The 16,417-nt window shown below is 61.8% G+C and carries 14 protein-coding genes; 8 read left to right on the top strand and 6 right to left on the bottom strand.

What is annotated here, in order from left to right:
* Nucleotide 1: 1 nt before the first annotated feature.
* Entirely contained in the window at nucleotides 2-1,534 is a 1,533-nt protein-coding gene (gene amaB / locus AC1D2R_RS21290) for an L-piperidine-6-carboxylate dehydrogenase (RefSeq protein ID WP_477970188.1), read from the bottom strand.
* 103 nt (nucleotides 1,535-1,637) lie between these two features.
* Nucleotides 1,638-3,038 (bottom strand): 2-oxoadipate dioxygenase/decarboxylase HglS, encoded by a 1,401-nt coding sequence (gene hglS, locus AC1D2R_RS21285; RefSeq protein ID WP_477970186.1) that lies wholly within the window; start codon nucleotides 3,036-3,038, stop codon nucleotides 1,638-1,640.
* 112 nt (nucleotides 3,039-3,150) lie between these two features.
* Between hglS and AC1D2R_RS21280 the strand changes: the two genes are divergently transcribed.
* From AC1D2R_RS21280 to AC1D2R_RS21245, 8 genes are all read left to right on the top strand, one after another.
* The gene (locus AC1D2R_RS21280; protein ID WP_477970184.1) at nucleotides 3,151-4,059 is read left to right on the top strand and encodes a LysR family transcriptional regulator; all 909 of its coding nucleotides are present in this window, start codon (nucleotides 3,151-3,153) and stop codon (nucleotides 4,057-4,059) included.
* Between the two features lie 171 nt (nucleotides 4,060-4,230).
* Nucleotides 4,231-5,916: an ABC transporter substrate-binding protein gene (locus tag AC1D2R_RS21275; protein WP_477970182.1), complete on the top strand. Its 1,686-nt coding sequence runs from the start codon at nucleotides 4,231-4,233 to the stop codon at nucleotides 5,914-5,916.
* A gap of 25 nt (nucleotides 5,917-5,941) precedes the next feature.
* Nucleotides 5,942-6,925 (top strand): ABC transporter permease, encoded by a 984-nt coding sequence (locus AC1D2R_RS21270; protein ID WP_477970180.1) that lies wholly within the window; start codon nucleotides 5,942-5,944, stop codon nucleotides 6,923-6,925.
* Nucleotides 6,922-7,824, top strand: a complete 903-nt coding sequence (locus tag AC1D2R_RS21265) for an ABC transporter permease (protein WP_477970178.1) — start codon at nucleotides 6,922-6,924, stop codon at nucleotides 7,822-7,824. The genes AC1D2R_RS21270 and AC1D2R_RS21265 overlap by 4 nt, the downstream gene beginning before the upstream one ends.
* A complete protein-coding gene (locus AC1D2R_RS21260) occupies nucleotides 7,821-8,636 on the top strand; it encodes an ABC transporter ATP-binding protein (protein WP_477970176.1) in 816 nt (271 codons plus the stop codon). Before AC1D2R_RS21265 ends, AC1D2R_RS21260 begins: the two co-directional genes overlap by 4 nt.
* Nucleotides 8,633-9,565: an ABC transporter ATP-binding protein gene (locus AC1D2R_RS21255; RefSeq protein ID WP_477970174.1), complete on the top strand. Its 933-nt coding sequence runs from the start codon at nucleotides 8,633-8,635 to the stop codon at nucleotides 9,563-9,565. Before AC1D2R_RS21260 ends, AC1D2R_RS21255 begins: the two co-directional genes overlap by 4 nt.
* Nucleotides 9,566-9,578: 13 nt before the next feature.
* The gene (locus AC1D2R_RS21250) at nucleotides 9,579-10,049 is read left to right on the top strand and encodes a GNAT family N-acetyltransferase (RefSeq protein WP_477970172.1); all 471 of its coding nucleotides are present in this window, start codon (nucleotides 9,579-9,581) and stop codon (nucleotides 10,047-10,049) included.
* Between the two features lie 21 nt (nucleotides 10,050-10,070).
* Nucleotides 10,071-12,092, top strand: a complete 2,022-nt coding sequence (locus AC1D2R_RS21245) for a beta-N-acetylhexosaminidase (RefSeq protein ID WP_477970170.1) — start codon at nucleotides 10,071-10,073, stop codon at nucleotides 12,090-12,092.
* Here the strand turns inward: AC1D2R_RS21245 and AC1D2R_RS21240 are convergent.
* The 4 genes from AC1D2R_RS21240 to AC1D2R_RS21225 all read right to left on the bottom strand — a co-directional run bounded on the left by AC1D2R_RS21240 (nucleotide 12,083) and on the right by AC1D2R_RS21225 (nucleotide 16,406).
* Nucleotides 12,083-13,294 (bottom strand): ROK family transcriptional regulator, encoded by a 1,212-nt coding sequence (locus tag AC1D2R_RS21240; RefSeq protein ID WP_477970168.1) that lies wholly within the window; start codon nucleotides 13,292-13,294, stop codon nucleotides 12,083-12,085. The genes AC1D2R_RS21245 and AC1D2R_RS21240 overlap by 10 nt on opposite strands.
* A gap of 140 nt (nucleotides 13,295-13,434) precedes the next feature.
* On the bottom strand, nucleotides 13,435-14,235 hold the full coding sequence (locus AC1D2R_RS21235) for a potassium channel family protein (protein ID WP_477970166.1): 801 nt from the start codon (nucleotides 14,233-14,235) through the stop codon (nucleotides 13,435-13,437).
* A gap of 112 nt (nucleotides 14,236-14,347) precedes the next feature.
* Nucleotides 14,348-15,406, bottom strand: coding sequence for an Ldh family oxidoreductase (locus tag AC1D2R_RS21230; RefSeq protein WP_477970164.1), 1,059 nt, complete (start codon nucleotides 15,404-15,406; stop codon nucleotides 14,348-14,350).
* Nucleotides 15,407-15,440: 34 nt separating this feature from the next.
* A complete protein-coding gene (locus tag AC1D2R_RS21225; protein WP_477970162.1) occupies nucleotides 15,441-16,406 on the bottom strand; it encodes a hydroxyacid dehydrogenase in 966 nt (321 codons plus the stop codon).
* Between the last annotated feature and the right edge of the window lie 11 nt (nucleotides 16,407-16,417).

Genomic DNA, 16,417 nt, shown 5'->3' with positions numbered 1-16,417 from the left:
CCTATTCGATCTCGAAGGACACGCCCTGCGCAAGCGGCAGCGCCCGGGAATAGTTGATGGTGTTGGTGGAGCGGCGCATATAGGCCTTCCAGGCATCCGAGCCGGATTCACGGCCGCCGCCGGTTTCCTTCTCGCCGCCGAACGCACCGCCGATTTCGGCGCCTGAGGTGCCGATATTGACGTTGGCAATGCCGCAGTCGGAGCCATCGGCGGCAAGGAAGCGTTCCGCTTCGCGCAGGTCAAGCGTGAAGATCGATGACGACAGGCCGGCGCCGACGGCGTTGTGATGGCTTAAGACCTGATCGAAATCGCTGTACTTCATCACATAGAGGATCGGCGCGAAGGTCTCTTCGAACACCGGACCCACCTGTGCCGGCATCTCGACCAGGGCAGGCTTGGCATAATAGGCTCTGTCATGGCTGAGATCGATGCGCTCGCCGCCTGCGACCACACCGCCGTGGGCGCGAGCCTCACCAAGCGCCTTCTGCATGGCGTCGAAGGCGGCTTTGTCGATCAGCGGACCGACCAGCGCCGTGCTTTCCAGTGGATTGCCGACCGACACGTTGGCATAGGCCTTTTTCAGGCGCGGCACGAGTTGGTCGTAGACGCTCTCGTGCACGAAGAGGCGGCGAAGCGTCGTGCAGCGCTGGCCGGCGGTTCCCATGGCGCCGAAGGCGATGGCGCGAAGGGCCATGTCGAGATCGGCCGAGGGGCAGACGATACCGGCATTGTTCCCGCCGAGTTCCAGAATGGCGCGGGCAAAGCGGCGCGCAAGTCGTGGTCCGACGTCTCTTCCCATGCGCGTCGACCCCGTGGCCGAGACGACCGGAACCTTCGGGTGATCGACAAGCGCCTCGCCGACGACGCGATCGCCGATCAGTACCTGGCTCACGCCTTCCGGTGCATCACCGAAACGCGCGATCGCGCGATCAAGGATGGCCTGGCAGGCCAACGCAGTCAGCGGCGTCTTCTCGGACGGCTTCCAGACGACGGCATTGCCGCAGACAAGTGCGAGAGCCGCATTCCAGGCCCAGACGGCGACCGGGAAGTTGAAGGCGGAGATGACGCCGACGACGCCAAGAGGATGCCAGGTTTCCATCATCCGGTGCCCAGGGCGTTCGGTTGCGATGGTCAGGCCGTAGAGCTGGCGCGAGAGGCCGACTGCAAAGTCGCAGATGTCGATCATTTCCTGGACTTCGCCAAGACCTTCGGAGGGAATCTTACCAGCTTCAATTGATACGAGACGACCGAGCTCGGGCTTGAAGGCGCGCAGTTCCTCGCCCAGCAGCCGGACGAGTTCGCCGCGCTTGGGTGCAGGCACAAGGCGCCAGCTCTGGAAGGCAAGATCCGCCTTCTCGATCTTGGCCACGGCCGCCTGCGGGCTGTCACTCGGCAGGCTGGCGAGCTGTTGGCCGGTCACCGGGCTACAGGAAGCCATGTCGCCGCCGCTATAGAGCGCCTTGTCGACGCCCATCTTTTCAAGGAGTGCGGCGGCTTCCTGGACAACGTTGATTGTTCTTGTCGTTATGGTCATGTCACGACCCTTTCCTGTTGTGTTGAAACGTCAGTCAAGCAGCAAGGGTCTCGTCAGCACCCTCGCAGAGGGACGATACCCGTGCCGATCAACGGCCTGTCAGTCATTCAGCGGCCTGCGCCCGCAAGAGGCGGCCACGGCAATCGTCGATCGATGCAGCCTCGATACCGGCGTAGTGATCGAATTCGTTGAGAACCGCCGCGCCGAGGTCGCGTTCGAAGCGTTGCTGGTTCGGACTTGCGGCGAACTCCTGGGCGGTCTCGCCGCCGAGATTGGACTGGAAGATGCCGGCCGCACTGACGGGCAGGAAATCTTCGTAGACGATGGGATCGAAGCGGACGAAGCCATCCTCGATCAGACCCTCGATGCTGGCATCCTCCGACGCAGTTGAAATCAAGCCCTTCTGGGTCAGGGAGTAGCGGAAATAACCGAGCCCCTCGTCGCGGATGCCGGTCCAGCTGTCGGGGAAGGGGGCGAACGCATCGGCGAGCGCCTTTTCGTATGCGGCGGCATTGGATCCGTCCGCGGCGGGGCGGACGCGCTTTCGCGAATCCGAAAGCAGTGCGTCGTAGAGCGCCCGGCCCTTGGGCGTCAGCGCGATACCGCGGCTTTCGATCTCGCCGAAGCGCGCGGTATGCGTGCCCTTCTGCCAATTGCCGTCGGCATCCCTGAAGGACACGGCCTCCTCCAGCGCCTTGAACGATGTCTGCCGGAGCAGGATCGGGCAGGCTCGCGTCGGCGGACCCTCCACAACTGCCTTCGGCGCGATGCCGTATGCGGTCATGAGGTGCTGCACCCTGTCTATATCGAGGGTACGGGGCGTCAGGTGGTTGATGTGCGGTCCCTTGAACGAGACGACGTCGGCAATCAGCCGATGGGCATCATGCAGGCGGCCGTACATGGCGAGATCCACATTGGCATGATCATGCCAGCGAAAGGTTTCCAGAACTTCCGAAACGAAGCGCTGTGCGTCGTCCTGGTCCAAACCGCCCTGCCGCTCGGCTTTGTCGGTCAGCTCGACGGCAGGCGTTGTGAAAATCGTCCGGCTCTGCAGGATTGCCTGAGCCTCAGCGCGCAGCGCCTCGTCGGTGATCAGATCGAGGCGCAGAAGAGAGGTGAACACCCGAAACGGATTGCGATTCAACGCCGCATCGCCGACCGGCCGGAAGGCGGTGGAATGAACCGGCACGCCGGCCTCGCTGAGATCATAATAACCGACCGGGAACATTCCCATGACAGCGAAGACGCGTCGCATCATCGAGAGCTCGCCGGCCGTGCCAAGGCGGATCGCACCGTGGCGCTCCTGCGAGACGCGCTCCAGCGTGTCTGTCTCCTCCAGTCTGGCGTGCAGTGCGGGATCTGCCGCCAGGGTCTCCGCGTTCACCTTGGCGACGATTTCCATCAAGGTCCCATATGCCGGGACTTCGGTCCGGTACATCGCAGACATTGCGGCCGAAAACGCCGAGCGGATGGAGCAGGAGGAGACAAAACTGCTGGTCGACATATCTTCTCTCGATTTCAAGGTTGTTCCTGGAGTTCATTCTTGATTGCGATCATATCGCGCCTGGAGTAGAGAGAAATAGCGACGAATGAAGCTGACATGATGCGGTTTTGGAATGACCATACCCCGACGACTGATGCCTGACCTGACGACATTGCAGTCGTTTGAATCCGCCGCGCGCCACGGCAGCTTCACGCGCGCGGCCGTTGAGCTCAATCTGACGCAGAGCGCCATCAGTCGCCAGATCAAGGAGCTTGAGGGCCAGCTGGGCGTTCTTCTGTTCGAGCGCGTACGCCAGCGGGCGATCCTGTCGGACGCCGGCAAACGCTTGCTGCCCCAGGCAAGGCGCTTGCTGCACCATACCGAGGAGATGATGATCCGGGCGGCTTCCGGCGCGGACGCCATCGCCACACTGTCGGTGGCGACGCTCCCGACGTTCGGGAGCCGATGGCTGACGCCCCGTTTGCCGGATTTCCTGTTGGCCAATCCCGGCACACTTCTCGACATATCGTCACGGTCCGAGCCATTCGATTTCGAGCAGGAGAGCTTCGACCTTGCGATCCACTATGGCCAACCGATCTGGGCCCGGGCAACCTGTACGTTTCTGTGTGGAGAGGTCGTGGTTCCCGTTGCCAGCCCGCGATTGCTGCAGGCGATGCCGGTTCTGGAGCCGGCTGAACTCGCTGGCAGACCGCTCCTGCATCTGGCCACGCGCCCACGCCTCTGGCCGAAATGGTTCGAAACCACAGGTATCGACACAGCGCCCTCTTATCGCGGGAACCGCTTCGACCAGTTCTCGATGATCATCCAAGCCTCCGTCGCGGCCATCGGCTTTGCGCTTCTTCCGCTCTATCTGATCGAGGAGGAGCTGAGCTCGGGCGCGCTGCAGATCGTGTTCGATCAGCCGATGCCGACCGAAAACAGCTATTACGTTGTGACGCCTGACGGCAAGCGCGAGCATACGCTTGGGCTCTCCTTCACGGCCTGGCTTTTGTCGCAGGTCTCCAGGGGAAAATCTGCCTGATTGGCAACGCGCGGGTTGAGCCTCGCGACGCTCTTTCCCATCCCTTCCCACTGTCCCCCGAATTTTTTGGAAAGCCCGATTGACCGCGTCCGAAAATCGTAGTTTGATTAAATCAAATTGATTGACTAAATCAAATCAAACGCAAGACGGGAACATAGTGACATGAAAACAATGCGTTATGCTACGATTACGCGTCGCAATCTGCTTTTGGCGGCCACGGGCGTTGCGGCGTCTCTGGCCTATGATGGCGCCTTCGCCACGGCGGCAAGGGCGGAAGCAACGCTCTCGATGCACATCGAGGAGCAGACGAGCTGGGTGCGCAATTTCAACCCCTTCGATCTTGCCGGGCGTCGCCAGAGCACGATGGATTTCATTTACGAGCCGCTGGTCATCTTCAATGCCGATGATGCGGGCAAGCCGATCTTCCGGCTGGCCACGAGCTACAAGTTCTCCGATGACCTGAAATCGATCACCTACGTGTTGCGTGACGGCGTCAAGTGGTCGGACGGCGAGCCGCTGACGTCGGCGGACGTCAAGTACACGCTGGAGCTGATGCTCAAGAACCCCGCGGTCGACACCGCCGGTGTCGGCGACACGATCGCTTCCGTCGAGGCGCCATCACCAAGCGAGGTCAAGATCAACCTAAAGGACGTCAATACCGAATTCCCCGAATCGCTTGCCGATCTGGCTGTCGTGCCAGAGCACATCTGGAAGGGCGTTGCCGATCCGGTGGCATTCAAGAACGAAAATCCCGTCGGCTCGGGGCCGATGACCGAGATCCGCCGGTTCACACCACAGGTCTACGAGCAGTGCCGCAATCCGAACTATTGGGACGCGGCATCCCTGCACGTCGACTGCCTGAAACTGCCGCAGATATCGGGCAACGACCAGATGCTCGCTCTGTTGCCAGAGGGGACGATGGACTGGATCGGCTCGTTCCTGCCGCAGATCGACAAGACGTTTGTGGCGCTCGACCCTGCCAACAACGGCTACTGGCAGCCGCCGGCTGAAACCGTCGCGTTCCAGATGAACCTGAAGACGGAGAATGCCGCCAACGCAAAGGCCTTCAACGACCTCAAATTTCGCCGCGCCTTCAGCCTTGCGATGGACCGCACGGCCATGGTCGATGTCGCAGGCTTCGGCTACCCGGTGGCAAGCCAGCATGCGAGCGGCCTGCCGCCACGGTTTGAGGCCTGGCGCAACAAGGCGGCAGAAGGGGCGGCCGACGAATGGATGGCCTATGACGTCGACAAGGCCAACAGGATCCTCGACGATGCCGGCTACAAGAAGGCTGACGACGGTTTCAGGGCAAACGCCGCCGGAGAGCCGATCAAGTTTACAATCATCATTCCGAACGGCTGGACCGACTGGATCGACGACGCGCAGATCGCGGCTGAAGGACTGCGCGCCGGCGGCCTCAACGTCTCGGTGGCAACGCCGGAATACGAGCAGTGGCAGAAGCAGCTTCTCGACGGCAGCTTCGACGTTGCCCTGAATTCGCGTGCAGACGGCTCGACGCCGTTCCGCGGCTACTACCAGGCGATGTCGACGGCCTTTGCCGGCCGCATCACCAGTGCCGCGACGCGTTATTCCAATCCCAAGCTCGACGAGGCCTTCAATGCCTATCGCAAGGCAACCACCGACGAAGACCGCCGGAAGCTGTTCGACGAGGTCCAGGTCATCGTCGCCGACGATTTCCCCATGATCCCGGTGTTCAATGGACCGACCTGGTACCAGTTCTCGACAAAGCGCTTCACGGGTTGGGTGACCGACAAGGAGCCGGTGATGAACCCCGAAAACCACGACAACAACCGCATGCGGTTGATGCACCTTCTTCGTCTGAAGCCCGTGCAATAGCACAAAGGCCGAAGGAAACGACAGAATGCGTATCTCCTCCCGACGCCTCGGCGTCTATGCGGTCGCGTTGCTCTTTGCGATCGTCATGAACTTCACCGTTCCCCGGCTCATGCCGGGGACCCCCGTTGACGCGATGATCGCGCAACTTGGATCGCGCGCGACACCGGCGGCGATCGAGGCGATCAAGGCCCGTTTCGGCGCAGTCGATGCGCCCATCTCGACCCAGTTCATCGACTACCTGAAGGGACTGGCGACGCTCGATCTCGGCGTCTCGGTGAAATACTATCCGCAAACAGTGGTCGAGGTGCTTGGCCGATCGACGCTATGGACGGCGTTTCTGGTCATCACCGCCATCACCTTCTCGCTGTTTGCAGGCGTGACGCTTGGTGCGATCGCTGCCTGGCGGCGCGGCGGTCGCTTCGACACGGTCGTTTCGCCTCTTTCCGTCGTCATGATCGCGGTACCGCCTGTCATCGTCGCACTGACCACGCTGTTCATCTTCGGCGTGTCTCTGCGCTGGTTTCCTGTCGGCTATGCCTATGATCCGAGCCTCGACCCCGGACTGAACTTCGCGTTCGCCGGCAGCGTGTTTTTTCATGCGATCATGCCCGTCCTTACCTTGTCGCCATACCTCATCGGCGAATTCCAGACGACGATGCGATCCTCCATGATTTCGGTGCTCGGCGAAGACTACGTGACGATGGGCCGGGCAAAGGGCCTGCGATCCACAACCGTCATGTTCGGCTACGGCGCACGAAACGCGATGCTGCCTGTCTTGACCAACTTGGCGCTGATGCTCGGCGCCGTCTTCGGCGGCTCGATCGTTACCGAGATCGTCTTCAACTATCCGGGCCTCGGCCTGACACTGTTCACGGCGAGCGTCGCGCGCGACTACCCGGTCATCCAGGGCCAGCTCCTCCTGATGACCCTCGCCACGCTGGGCGCAAATCTTCTCGTCGACATGATCTATGGTCTGGTCGACCCCAGACTGAGGGAGGCTGCCGAATGAATGCCGCTCTGAAACTCATCCGACAGCAGAAGAAGGCGCTCTTCGGGCTGGTGATCATCTGCACACTATGCCTCATGGCCATCTTCGCCCCGATCATTGCGCCGGGCGCGCCCAGCGCACGCGTCGGCCGCTCGCACCAACCGCCCAGCCTCGAGCACGTCCTCGGCACCACGAAGATGGGGCGCGACGTCTATACCCAGTTCGTCTGGGGTGCCCGCACCTCGATCGCGGTCGGTTTTGCAACGGGTATCGCGATCACCGTGGTCGGCACGGTGATCGGCCTGATCGCCGGCTATGTCGGCGGCAAGACGGATGCAGTGCTTGATCTTGCGACCAATGCCGTGCTTGTCATACCGAATATCCCGTTGCTGATCCTGCTCGCTTCGTTTGCGGGTACGGTCGGACCGATGGCGATCATGACCATCATCACGCTGACCTCGTGGCCGTGGGGCGCGCGCATGACGCGTTCTCAGACGCTTGCGCTGCGCAGCCGCGATTTCGTCACCGCCGCCAGGATGATCGGCGAGCCGCGCTGGCGGATCATCTTCGTCGAGTTGCTGCCCAACCTCCTGCCGCTGATCGGCATCAACCTCGTCGGCAGCATCATCTATTCGATCGTTGCCCAGACGACGCTCGAATATCTGGGTTTCGGCGATCCTCTTCAGGTGAGCTGGGGAACGATGCTCTACAATGCGCAGAATTCCTCGGCCATCATCGTCGGTGCCTGGTGGGACATTGCCACACCGGCAGCCGGTATCGCGCTGATCGGGTTGGGGCTGGCACTGGTCAACTTCACCTTCGACGAAATCGCCAATCCGCAGCTGAGATCCGGCCCGGCGCTCAGCCGCTGGCTCCGCCTCAATCGTGCGCGCAATCGCAAGCTGGAGGCCGCCCGATGAGCCATGATCTGCTTCAGATCCGTAATCTCGACGTCGATTATCTCCTCGACAAGGGTGAGTTCAGAGCGGTCAAGAATGTCTCGTTCAACATCGGCCGCGGCGAACTGTTCGGTCTCGCCGGCGAATCAGGTTGCGGGAAGAGCACGATTGCCTACGCAATCACGCGTCTCTCGAAGGTGCCGGCCTGGGTCGCCGGCGGCGAGATCATCCTGGACGGACAGGACCTTTTGAAATTGCCGGAAGGCGACATGCAGAAGATCCGCTGGAAGCGGGTCGGCATGGTCTTCCAGAGCGCCATGAACTCGCTCAATCCGCTTATGCGCATCGACGCACAGTTTCACGACGTGCTCTACAGGCATACCGGCTGCTCGAAGAGCCAGTCGCGCGAACAGGCCGAGGCGATGTTCAAGCTGGTCGGAATTCCCGTCAGCCGGATCACCGACTACCCGCACCAGTTCAGCGGCGGCATGCGGCAGCGGATCGTGATTGCCATCTGCCTGGCACTTCGGCCGGAACTCATCATCATGGACGAGCCCACGACGGCGCTCGACGTCGTGGTGCAACGCGAGATCCTCGAGCAGGTGATCGATCTGCAGCGGACCTATGGGTTCTCGGTGCTGTTCATCACCCACGACCTGCATCTGATGGCTCAGCTCTGCCACCGGATCGGCGTCATGCTGAAGGGGGAGCTCGTGGAGGTCGGCGACGTCAGCCAGGTGAGCCAAATGCCGGAGCACGCCTACACGCGCAAACTTTGGAACGCCATACCGCAGCTTCCCGGCCATCGCCATCTGGCGGGAGAGACCGCATGAACATTCATCCTCAGCCTTCCCCGGCACCATCCGAAGCGGTTATCCGGCTTGACGACATCGAACGCCGTTTCGGCCCTGTTCATGCATTGCGCGGTATCTCGCTCTCCCTCAATCCGGGCAGGGCGCTCGCTCTGGTCGGAGAATCGGGCTGCGGCAAGACGACCTGTGCCCGTATCATTGCACGCATGGATCAGCCTACCGCCGGCAAGCTCCGCTTTCGGGAGCGCGATGTCACCACCATCGGCACAGCACAGGACGAACGGGCCTATCGCCGCGAGGTCCAGATGGTGTTTCAGGACCCGTTTTCGTCGCTCAACCCGGTATTCTCGATCGACCACCACCTGTCGAGACCACTCATTTTGCACGGACATGCGGCCGGCAAGGCAGCGCTCTCGAGCGCGGTTTGGCAACTCCTTGCCGATGTCGGGCTCGATCCTTCAGTCACGAAACACAAGTTTCCGCATGAACTTTCGGGCGGACAGCGACAGCGCGTGAATATTGCCCGTGCACTCGCCGTACAGCCGAGCGTGCTCGTGGCAGACGAACCGACATCGATGCTCGATGTCTCGATACGCATGGGCATTCTCGAGCTGCTTGCGCGCATCAAGCGTGAAAAGAACCTGGCGCTGCTCTACATCACCCACGATATCGCGACCGCTGCCCATGTGGCGGAGGAGATCGTCGTCATGTTTGCCGGCCAGATGGTCGAATGGGGTGAGACCAACGCCGTCATCGGCGAGCCCCGGCACCCCTATACGCAGCTGCTCCTGTCGGCGGTTCCCGATGGCAGCCGTCCGTTTGTCACAGGTGGCAGCGCGCGGTTTCTGGAGCGGGCCGAAAGGGTCCGCGCGCTCAGCCGACCGCCCTCGGCTACCGTCGAGCAGGTCGGACCAAACCATTTTGTCCGCGCGCTTGCGGCACCGAACTGAAGGAGGCCAGCCTTTGGACTATCTCGTCAATCTCTCGGTCCTGGAACCGAACACCGTGCGTGAAGCCAGGATGAAAGATGCCGGCGTAACGATCAGGCGCGCGCTTGCGCCGGAAGCAAGAGCCGTCACCAGATGGGTCGCCGAAGAATTCGGCGACGGTTGGGCAAGCGAAGCCGCCGTGGCACTTTCGCGTCAGCCGCCGACATGCTTCATCGCAACCCGCAATCAAGAGCTCGTAGGCTTTGCCTGCCATGAATCCATCGCGCGCGGCTTTTTCGGGCCGACGGGCGTACAGACAGAAGCGCGCGGGCTGGGAATTGGCCATGCGCTGCTCGCCGCCTGCCTCGTCGATCTCAAAACCATGGGCTATGGTTACGCCATCATCGGAGATGTCGGACCGGCAGCCTTCTACGAGAAAGCGGTCGGCGCCATGCCGATCCCCAATTCAGCACCCGGCGTCTACGCCGGGATGCTCAAGGTCTGATCCCATAAACGCAATCAAGAGATGATCATGTCGACACAACGCCAACCCGCCTTGCGGCTCGAAACCTCATGGCTCCCCGCCTCGGATGAGAGAGCCCAGGCCTATACACTCAGCCTCAAGAACCTCTCCTCGAAGACGATTTCCGACTTTACGCTCTGCATCAGCGGCCCGGGCCGCGTCGACCCTGCCGTTCAGATCGAAGGTGGAACGATCGGCCAGAGACTGTCGAATTTCACGCAGTTTCTGCCCCCCGAAAACTTCGTGCTGGAGGCGGGCAAGACCTGGACGATCTCGATTTCGGCCCTGAGCTGGCCATTTCACCATTGGACGGATGGAGCGACTGGCGCCTACCTCGCATTTGCCGACGGCAGCACCCTGTCGCTTTCGGTGGAGCCGACGCGCTCCCTTGCCAACAATGCGCCGCTGAAGCGTGGTGCCGAAATCTATCCGGTGCCCGTCAACCCTCCGGTATCGGTTTCCATCGTGCCGTGGCCAAACCATGTGTCTGTGTCGGGCAGGCGTTCCCTGCCGCCGGGCTTTGCGCTCAATGCGAGCGATCCGAGCGCGCTTGCGGCCGCGGAGGCTTTCACAGCCCTCGTTGACGATCTCTTTGCCGTCGAGGGTATCGTGCGTCAGGCATCCGAAGGCGGTATGCCGGTCATGCTGGACGTAGTCGAGGGGGTTGCGCCAGAAGCCTATTCAATCGCGTTTTCGGGCGACCTCGTGCGGATTTCGGCGGCGACGCAGACGGGGCTGCTCTACGGTCTGATCACGCTCGGGCAGATCTGGCGCGGCGCCCATCTTTACCCGCATGCTTTCAAGTTCCCGATTGATGGCAACATATCAGACGAGCCCTCGATGGGATGGCGTGGACTGCATCTCGACGTCGCGCGTCAGTTCTACGGCAAGGCGGAGATCAAGAAGCTTCTGAGCATCCTGGCCTGGAACAAGGTCAATCGCTTCCACTGGCATCTGTCGGACGACGAAGCCTGGCGCGTCGAGATCGACGCCTATCCCGCATTGACGGAGATCGGCGCATGGCGTGGACATGGGCTGGCAGTTCCGCCGCTTCTCGGATCGGGCCCGGCGCGTACCGGAGGCTACTACACCAAGGCAGCCGTCCGCGAGATCGTCACGCATGCCAAGGAGCTCGGCATCGAGGTCGTGCCTGAGCTCGACGTGCCCGGGCACTGCTTTGCCATGCAGCAGGCAATCCCGGAACTGCGCGATCCGGCCGAGATCGGCAGCTATTTCTCGGTCCAGGGTTTCCCCGACAATTGCATCAATCCTGTCCGTGAAAAGACCTACGAGGTCCTTGAGACGATCTTGCGCGAACTGATCGAGCTGTTCCCGTTCAAGACGATCCATATCGGTGCCGACGAGGTTCCGCTCGGGGCTTGGTCGGGCTCGCCGGAAGCGCTTGCCCGGTTGCGCGACATCGCTGGCGATGCGACGGCCGAGGCACATGCCAAGCGCCTGAATGTAATCACCAACACCCACGGCGCCGACGACATCGACGGATCCGGCGCCGCCATTCTGCAAGCCGTATTTCTGGCGCGCGTCCAGAAGTTCCTGGCCGAGCAGGGCTGCATCACCGGCGGATGGGAAGAAGCGGCCCATGGCAATGTCATCGACAAGACGAAAAGCTATCTCTGCGGCTGGCGCAGTGTCGAAGTCTCGGCAGCTCTTGCCGGGGAGGGTTACGAGATGGTCGTCTGCCCTGGGCAGGTCTACTATCTCGACATGGCCAATAGCCCCGACTGGGATGAGCCGGGCGCGAGCTGGGCAGGCTGGTCCGAGCCCGAGAAGCTCTATAACTTCGATCCGGTGGAAGGCTGGACCGACGAACAGAAGAAAAGGCTGCGCGGCATCCAGGCCTGCATCTGGTCCGAGCCGATGACCGACCGTGCCGTGTTCGATCGTCTGGTTTTCCCGCGCATCTCGGCGCTTGCCGAAAGCGGCTGGACGAAGCCCTCAGACAAGTCGTGGGACCGCTTCAAGGCCGTCGCCGGACTGATGCCGGTCCTCTACGACTATCCGTGACGGGATCGGGCCAGAGGCTTCTGCAGGACGTCGAACCGGGGGTTGGTCTCCGAAAAGATCGGCAGTGCCGCGGCGCCCAGGATCGCCGTGTCCCTGCCGGTCGCGCCCACCATGATGCGGGGAATGGCGCGCTCGGCGGTCGGATTGACGGGCACATGCAGCGGTTCCAGCCGAAGGGCGAGCCGCTTCAACAGGGAAGGGGGCATGGACCCGCCAAGGACGATGGTCTGCGGGTCGAAGGCAAGTTCCAGAAAGTCGATCGTCTGACGCATCGGCTCGACTGCCGCGTCGAGCCATGCGTCGAGCGATGACCCCGCATTGTCGATCAGGGTGTCCAGCTCTTCGAGCGAAGAGCTGTCGGGGTTGTGAATTCCGAGATGCTCGTAGGCCGTTCCGAGCGACACGTACCGGTCCAGGCAGCCGCGCTTGCCGCATGTGCAAAGGTCCCCGTTTGGAACCGCAATCATGTGGCCGATCTCTCCGGCATTGTTCCGGCTGCCCTTGTAGAGGTGGCCGTCCAGAAACATCCCGGCGCCGATGCCGCCACCGAGGAAGAGATAGACAAAGCTGCTCAGGCCGCGTGCAACGCCATACAGTCGCTCACCGATAGCTGCAGCGGTTGCATCGTTTTCGACGAGAACCGGGACCCCGACGAGGCGGTGAAGTTCTGAAGCGACTGGAAAATTCTGCCATCCGGGAAGCGTGACGGGGCTCAGCGACGTGACCCCTTCGGAGGCATAGCGACCGGGCATGGCGATACCGACACCCAGAAGGCGGCTTCGGTCGAACCGGAAGCTTGTTTGCAGATCCTGCGCTATACCGGCCAGGATGGGGATCGCCTCGCTCGGCGTCGGCCGGTCGACGGCACGCTCGATCCTTGCCCGGACGCTTCCCGACAGGTCCGTCAGGACCCCTACCGCGTGGTGGCGTTCCAGTTCCAGGCCGACCGAATAGGCACCGTTCGGATTGATGGAGTATGGCGTGATCGGTTGCCCACGCGTCGCCTTCAGCGGAGTTCCCGCCTTCAGAAGCTTCGAACCCTCGAGCTCTTCGACAATGTTGGAGACGGTCTGCGTGCTCAACGCCGTCAGACGCGCCAGCGCTGCGCGCGACAGCGGGCCGTTCGTCCTGATCGCCTCGATCACCACACGCCGATTGTGCGACTTTGCCTGCTCGAGATTTGTACCTGAAATTGCCTTCATGTCTTCAACTTGCAGCGCCGGGCGAATTTACACGGGAATGTGGAGGCCGTCGCCCTTGTGCTTACCGCATACGGGGTTAGCGCGAGGATATCCAGTGGATTGCATTGCGACGGCAGGGATCCGCTATGCCGCGGCAGGGATCACCGACCTTCGTCCGGAATGTTGAGAAGGTGTCCGCACGCCTTGCAGTGAACCGCGTCCACGTCGTGACGCTGTAGCCCGCACTGGGGACAGGCAAAGCGTACCTTGTATGGACGCACGACTGCCTGGGCGAGGCGCACGAAGAGCGAGATGCCGATGATCATTGTCACGATCGAGGTCAGCTTTCCCGGTATCCCAGGCAGTGTGATATCGCCAAACCCTGTCGTGGTCACAGTGGCCACTGTAAAATAGAGCGCATCAACGAAGCCTTCGGCGCCTTCCTCGTTGTAGAAGAAGCTCGTGTAGACGAAACCGGTGACGATAAACAGGAAGACAACGAGGTTAAGGCAGGCGCGGACGACGTCGAGCCATTGATTGTAACCCAGCCTGCGCAATCCCTCTTTCAAAAGGATGTTGTTGCCGATCGCCCAGATACGGATGGCACGCAGGAAAGCAAAATTGAACAGGAGGTCCGGAAACAGCAAAGTCGCCAGTATGAAAACATCGACCCATGTCATGAACCTTTTTGCGAAGGCCTTTGCATCTCCGGCGATGATGGCTTGCGCGACAAGTTCGAGACCGATCCAGACGGCGATCGTATAGTCGAGAACCAGATAGGAACTTCCTCTGAGATAGGGGCCGAACAGGAAGAAGGCCAGGATCGCCAGATCGACGGCTGCAAGCACGCCTTGCAGGCGAAGGGAACGGACATCCTGTCCGCCCTGCAGCCAACGCAGACTGTTCCTGAGGTCCTTCAGTCGATCGGGCTCGGGGTTTTGATCGAGGCGCGTGTTGCTCATCCGGCAAAACTAGCAGCCGCAGTCCGCGATGCAATGAGGACACGCGCAATTCATGGCTGCGCGATGCAAGATCGCGCCGGCCCGCCATCAATGGAGTGCCCGCGGCCTTTCCTCAAAGCGCCTTCGGAGGTTCGACGCCCAGCTTTTCTGCGTGCTGCAGCAATGGCTGAAGTATGCCGGGAAACAGCACGAGACCACTGGCCTGCGCCTGACGCTTGCGCGCCAGGCCATTTTCGCCAGGCAAACGGACGCGCTCGACGCCTTCGCGAGGCGGATTGTCATGGCAGGCGTCGACCAGCCAGTCGGTCTGGCGCGCGAATGCTTCACGGCCGCCAAATGCATCGGGGTCAAAGACCTGCACGGTCACGGCCGCATTGGTTCCTTTGGGAGCGTCCGCGCGCCCGTAGCCTGCAAGGCCCTGTGTGAACGCCTCGACATGGAGCGCCATCCCGTAGCCCTTTTGCCCGTGATCCACCCCTCCCGTTGGCAGCAGCGTGCCACCGCGCTCGATCACCCGAGGATCGCGGCTCGGCTTGCCGTCCTCGTCAAGCAGCCAGTCGTGATCATATTGCCGCCCCTCGCGGATCAGCCGCTGCGCCATGTTGACGGTGGTGATCGATGCACTGATATCGATCAGGATCGGATCTCCTGATGTCGGAATGCCGTGGGCGACGGGATTGGGCGTGTAGACGCCCTTACGTCCGCAAAAGGGCGCAACCTGTGCACCGGATGGACTGGAGGATGCGATGCTGACCATGTAACCACGCTCTGTGGCGATTGGCAGATATGCGGCGAGACAGCCGATGTGATGACTGTCGGCAATTGCAATCGTCGCCGTCCCGTAAACCGCTGCACGGTCGCAGGCAAGTTTGACGGCTTCGGACGTCAGCCAGGCACCCGGGAGACGCTGTCCGCGCCAGGCGACCGATGGACCGCGATCGGAGACAACGACAGGCCGTCCCTCGCGCGTCATCACACCGTCGGCAATGCTCTGAAGATACCAGCCCGCCAGAGCCAGACCGTGTGTGGTGTGGCCCATCAAATCGGCTTCGACGAGATAGTAGGCCACCGCGGCGGCCTTTTCGCTTTCGAGGCCGGCGGCGACAAAGAGCGCGATTGCAAAGTCGCGCAGCGCTTCAGGCGAATAGCGGATATCAGGGGCGTCAGGCATCGATCTCTCCGTGGTTATGTCGACCGTGGCATGGTCAGCGCGCAAGGAACCGCGGCGCGAGGGTTTGGCCGCTGAGCGCAGCCAGAACGTTCTGCGCTGACATCACGGAAACCGCCCGCTTGGCATCCAGTGTGACGCCTGCCACATGCGGCGACACAAGCGTGTTGGAGAGCTGAAATAACGGGTTTCCAATACCAGGCGGCTCGAGCGCGAAGCTGTCCAGTCCGGCGCCTGCGAGATGGCCTTCCTCCAGTGCCAAGACGAGTGCGTTCTCGTCGACGACTTCGCCGCGCGCGGTATTGATCAGGAACGCGCCGGGCTTCATCAGCCGGATGCGGCGGGCATCGATCAGCCTGTGTGTTTCAGGGGTCAGTGGACAGTGCAGGCTGACGATGTCGGAACCTGCAAGGAGTGTGTCCAGATCATCGGTCCGGCTGACAACATCGGAAAATGCGCTGTCTGGGGTATGGGGGTCGAAGGCGGATACGATCATTCCGATCGCGCCCGCCATTTTACCAAGCGTCTGGCCGATGAAGCCGAAGCCGACCAGACCGAGGTGCTGGCCGCGCAACTCTCGTCCCCCGTACTGGCCCTTGTCCCAGATGCCGTCGCGGATCAGCGCATCCTGTTTCGGAAGCTCCTTGACGAGCGCCATGATGAGAGCGAGTGCGTGCTCGGCAACGGAATGCCCGTTGCTGCCTGTCGTCATCGACACGGCAATTCCAAGACCGATCGCGGCGGCAACGTCGATGTCGTTGGTGCCGACACCGTGCTTGGCAATGTGGCGAAGCCTCCCTCCGGCCTGCATTTCCTCAGGCCCCAGGATGTCAGTGATGAGACGCACAATCACGGCATCCGGCCGGTTGGCGTTCATCACCTCGATGACGGCCTGCCGGTCGATATAGGGGGGCGTTGACACGACTGTGACGCCGGCTGCCTGAAGGAGCGTGCGCCCCTCGGGTGCGAGGTCTCCGCCGAGTATGACAACTGTCTTGTCCATCGCGCATCTCC

It is taken from the genome of Rhizobium sp. P1_C7 (assembly GCF_056406295.1).
Note: the sequence above shows the minus strand (reverse complement) of the source record. Positions and strands in the feature narration are given on the sequence as shown.

Coding starts and splice junctions, on each gene's coding strand:
- AC1D2R_RS21240 (WP_477970168.1), bottom strand. CDS start 13,294: ATGAAGGCAATTTCAGGTACAAATCTCGAGCAGGCAAAGTCGCACAAT.
- AC1D2R_RS21235 (WP_477970166.1), bottom strand. CDS start 14,235: ATGAGCAACACGCGCCTCGATCAAAACCCCGAGCCCGATCGACTGAAG.
- AC1D2R_RS21270 (WP_477970180.1), top strand. CDS start 5,942: ATGCGTATCTCCTCCCGACGCCTCGGCGTCTATGCGGTCGCGTTGCTC.
- hglS (WP_477970186.1), bottom strand. CDS start 3,038: ATGTCGACCAGCAGTTTTGTCTCCTCCTGCTCCATCCGCTCGGCGTTT.
- AC1D2R_RS21230 (WP_477970164.1), bottom strand. CDS start 15,406: ATGCCTGACGCCCCTGATATCCGCTATTCGCCTGAAGCGCTGCGCGAC.
- AC1D2R_RS21275 (WP_477970182.1), top strand. CDS start 4,231: ATGCGTTATGCTACGATTACGCGTCGCAATCTGCTTTTGGCGGCCACG.
- AC1D2R_RS21255 (WP_477970174.1), top strand. CDS start 8,633: ATGAACATTCATCCTCAGCCTTCCCCGGCACCATCCGAAGCGGTTATC.
- AC1D2R_RS21260 (WP_477970176.1), top strand. CDS start 7,821: ATGAGCCATGATCTGCTTCAGATCCGTAATCTCGACGTCGATTATCTC.
- amaB (WP_477970188.1), bottom strand. CDS start 1,534: ATGACCATAACGACAAGAACAATCAACGTTGTCCAGGAAGCCGCCGCA.
- AC1D2R_RS21265 (WP_477970178.1), top strand. CDS start 6,922: ATGAATGCCGCTCTGAAACTCATCCGACAGCAGAAGAAGGCGCTCTTC.
- AC1D2R_RS21280 (WP_477970184.1), top strand. CDS start 3,151: ATGACCATACCCCGACGACTGATGCCTGACCTGACGACATTGCAGTCG.
- AC1D2R_RS21225 (WP_477970162.1), bottom strand. CDS start 16,406: ATGGACAAGACAGTTGTCATACTCGGCGGAGACCTCGCACCCGAGGGG.
- AC1D2R_RS21245 (WP_477970170.1), top strand. CDS start 10,071: ATGATCATGTCGACACAACGCCAACCCGCCTTGCGGCTCGAAACCTCA.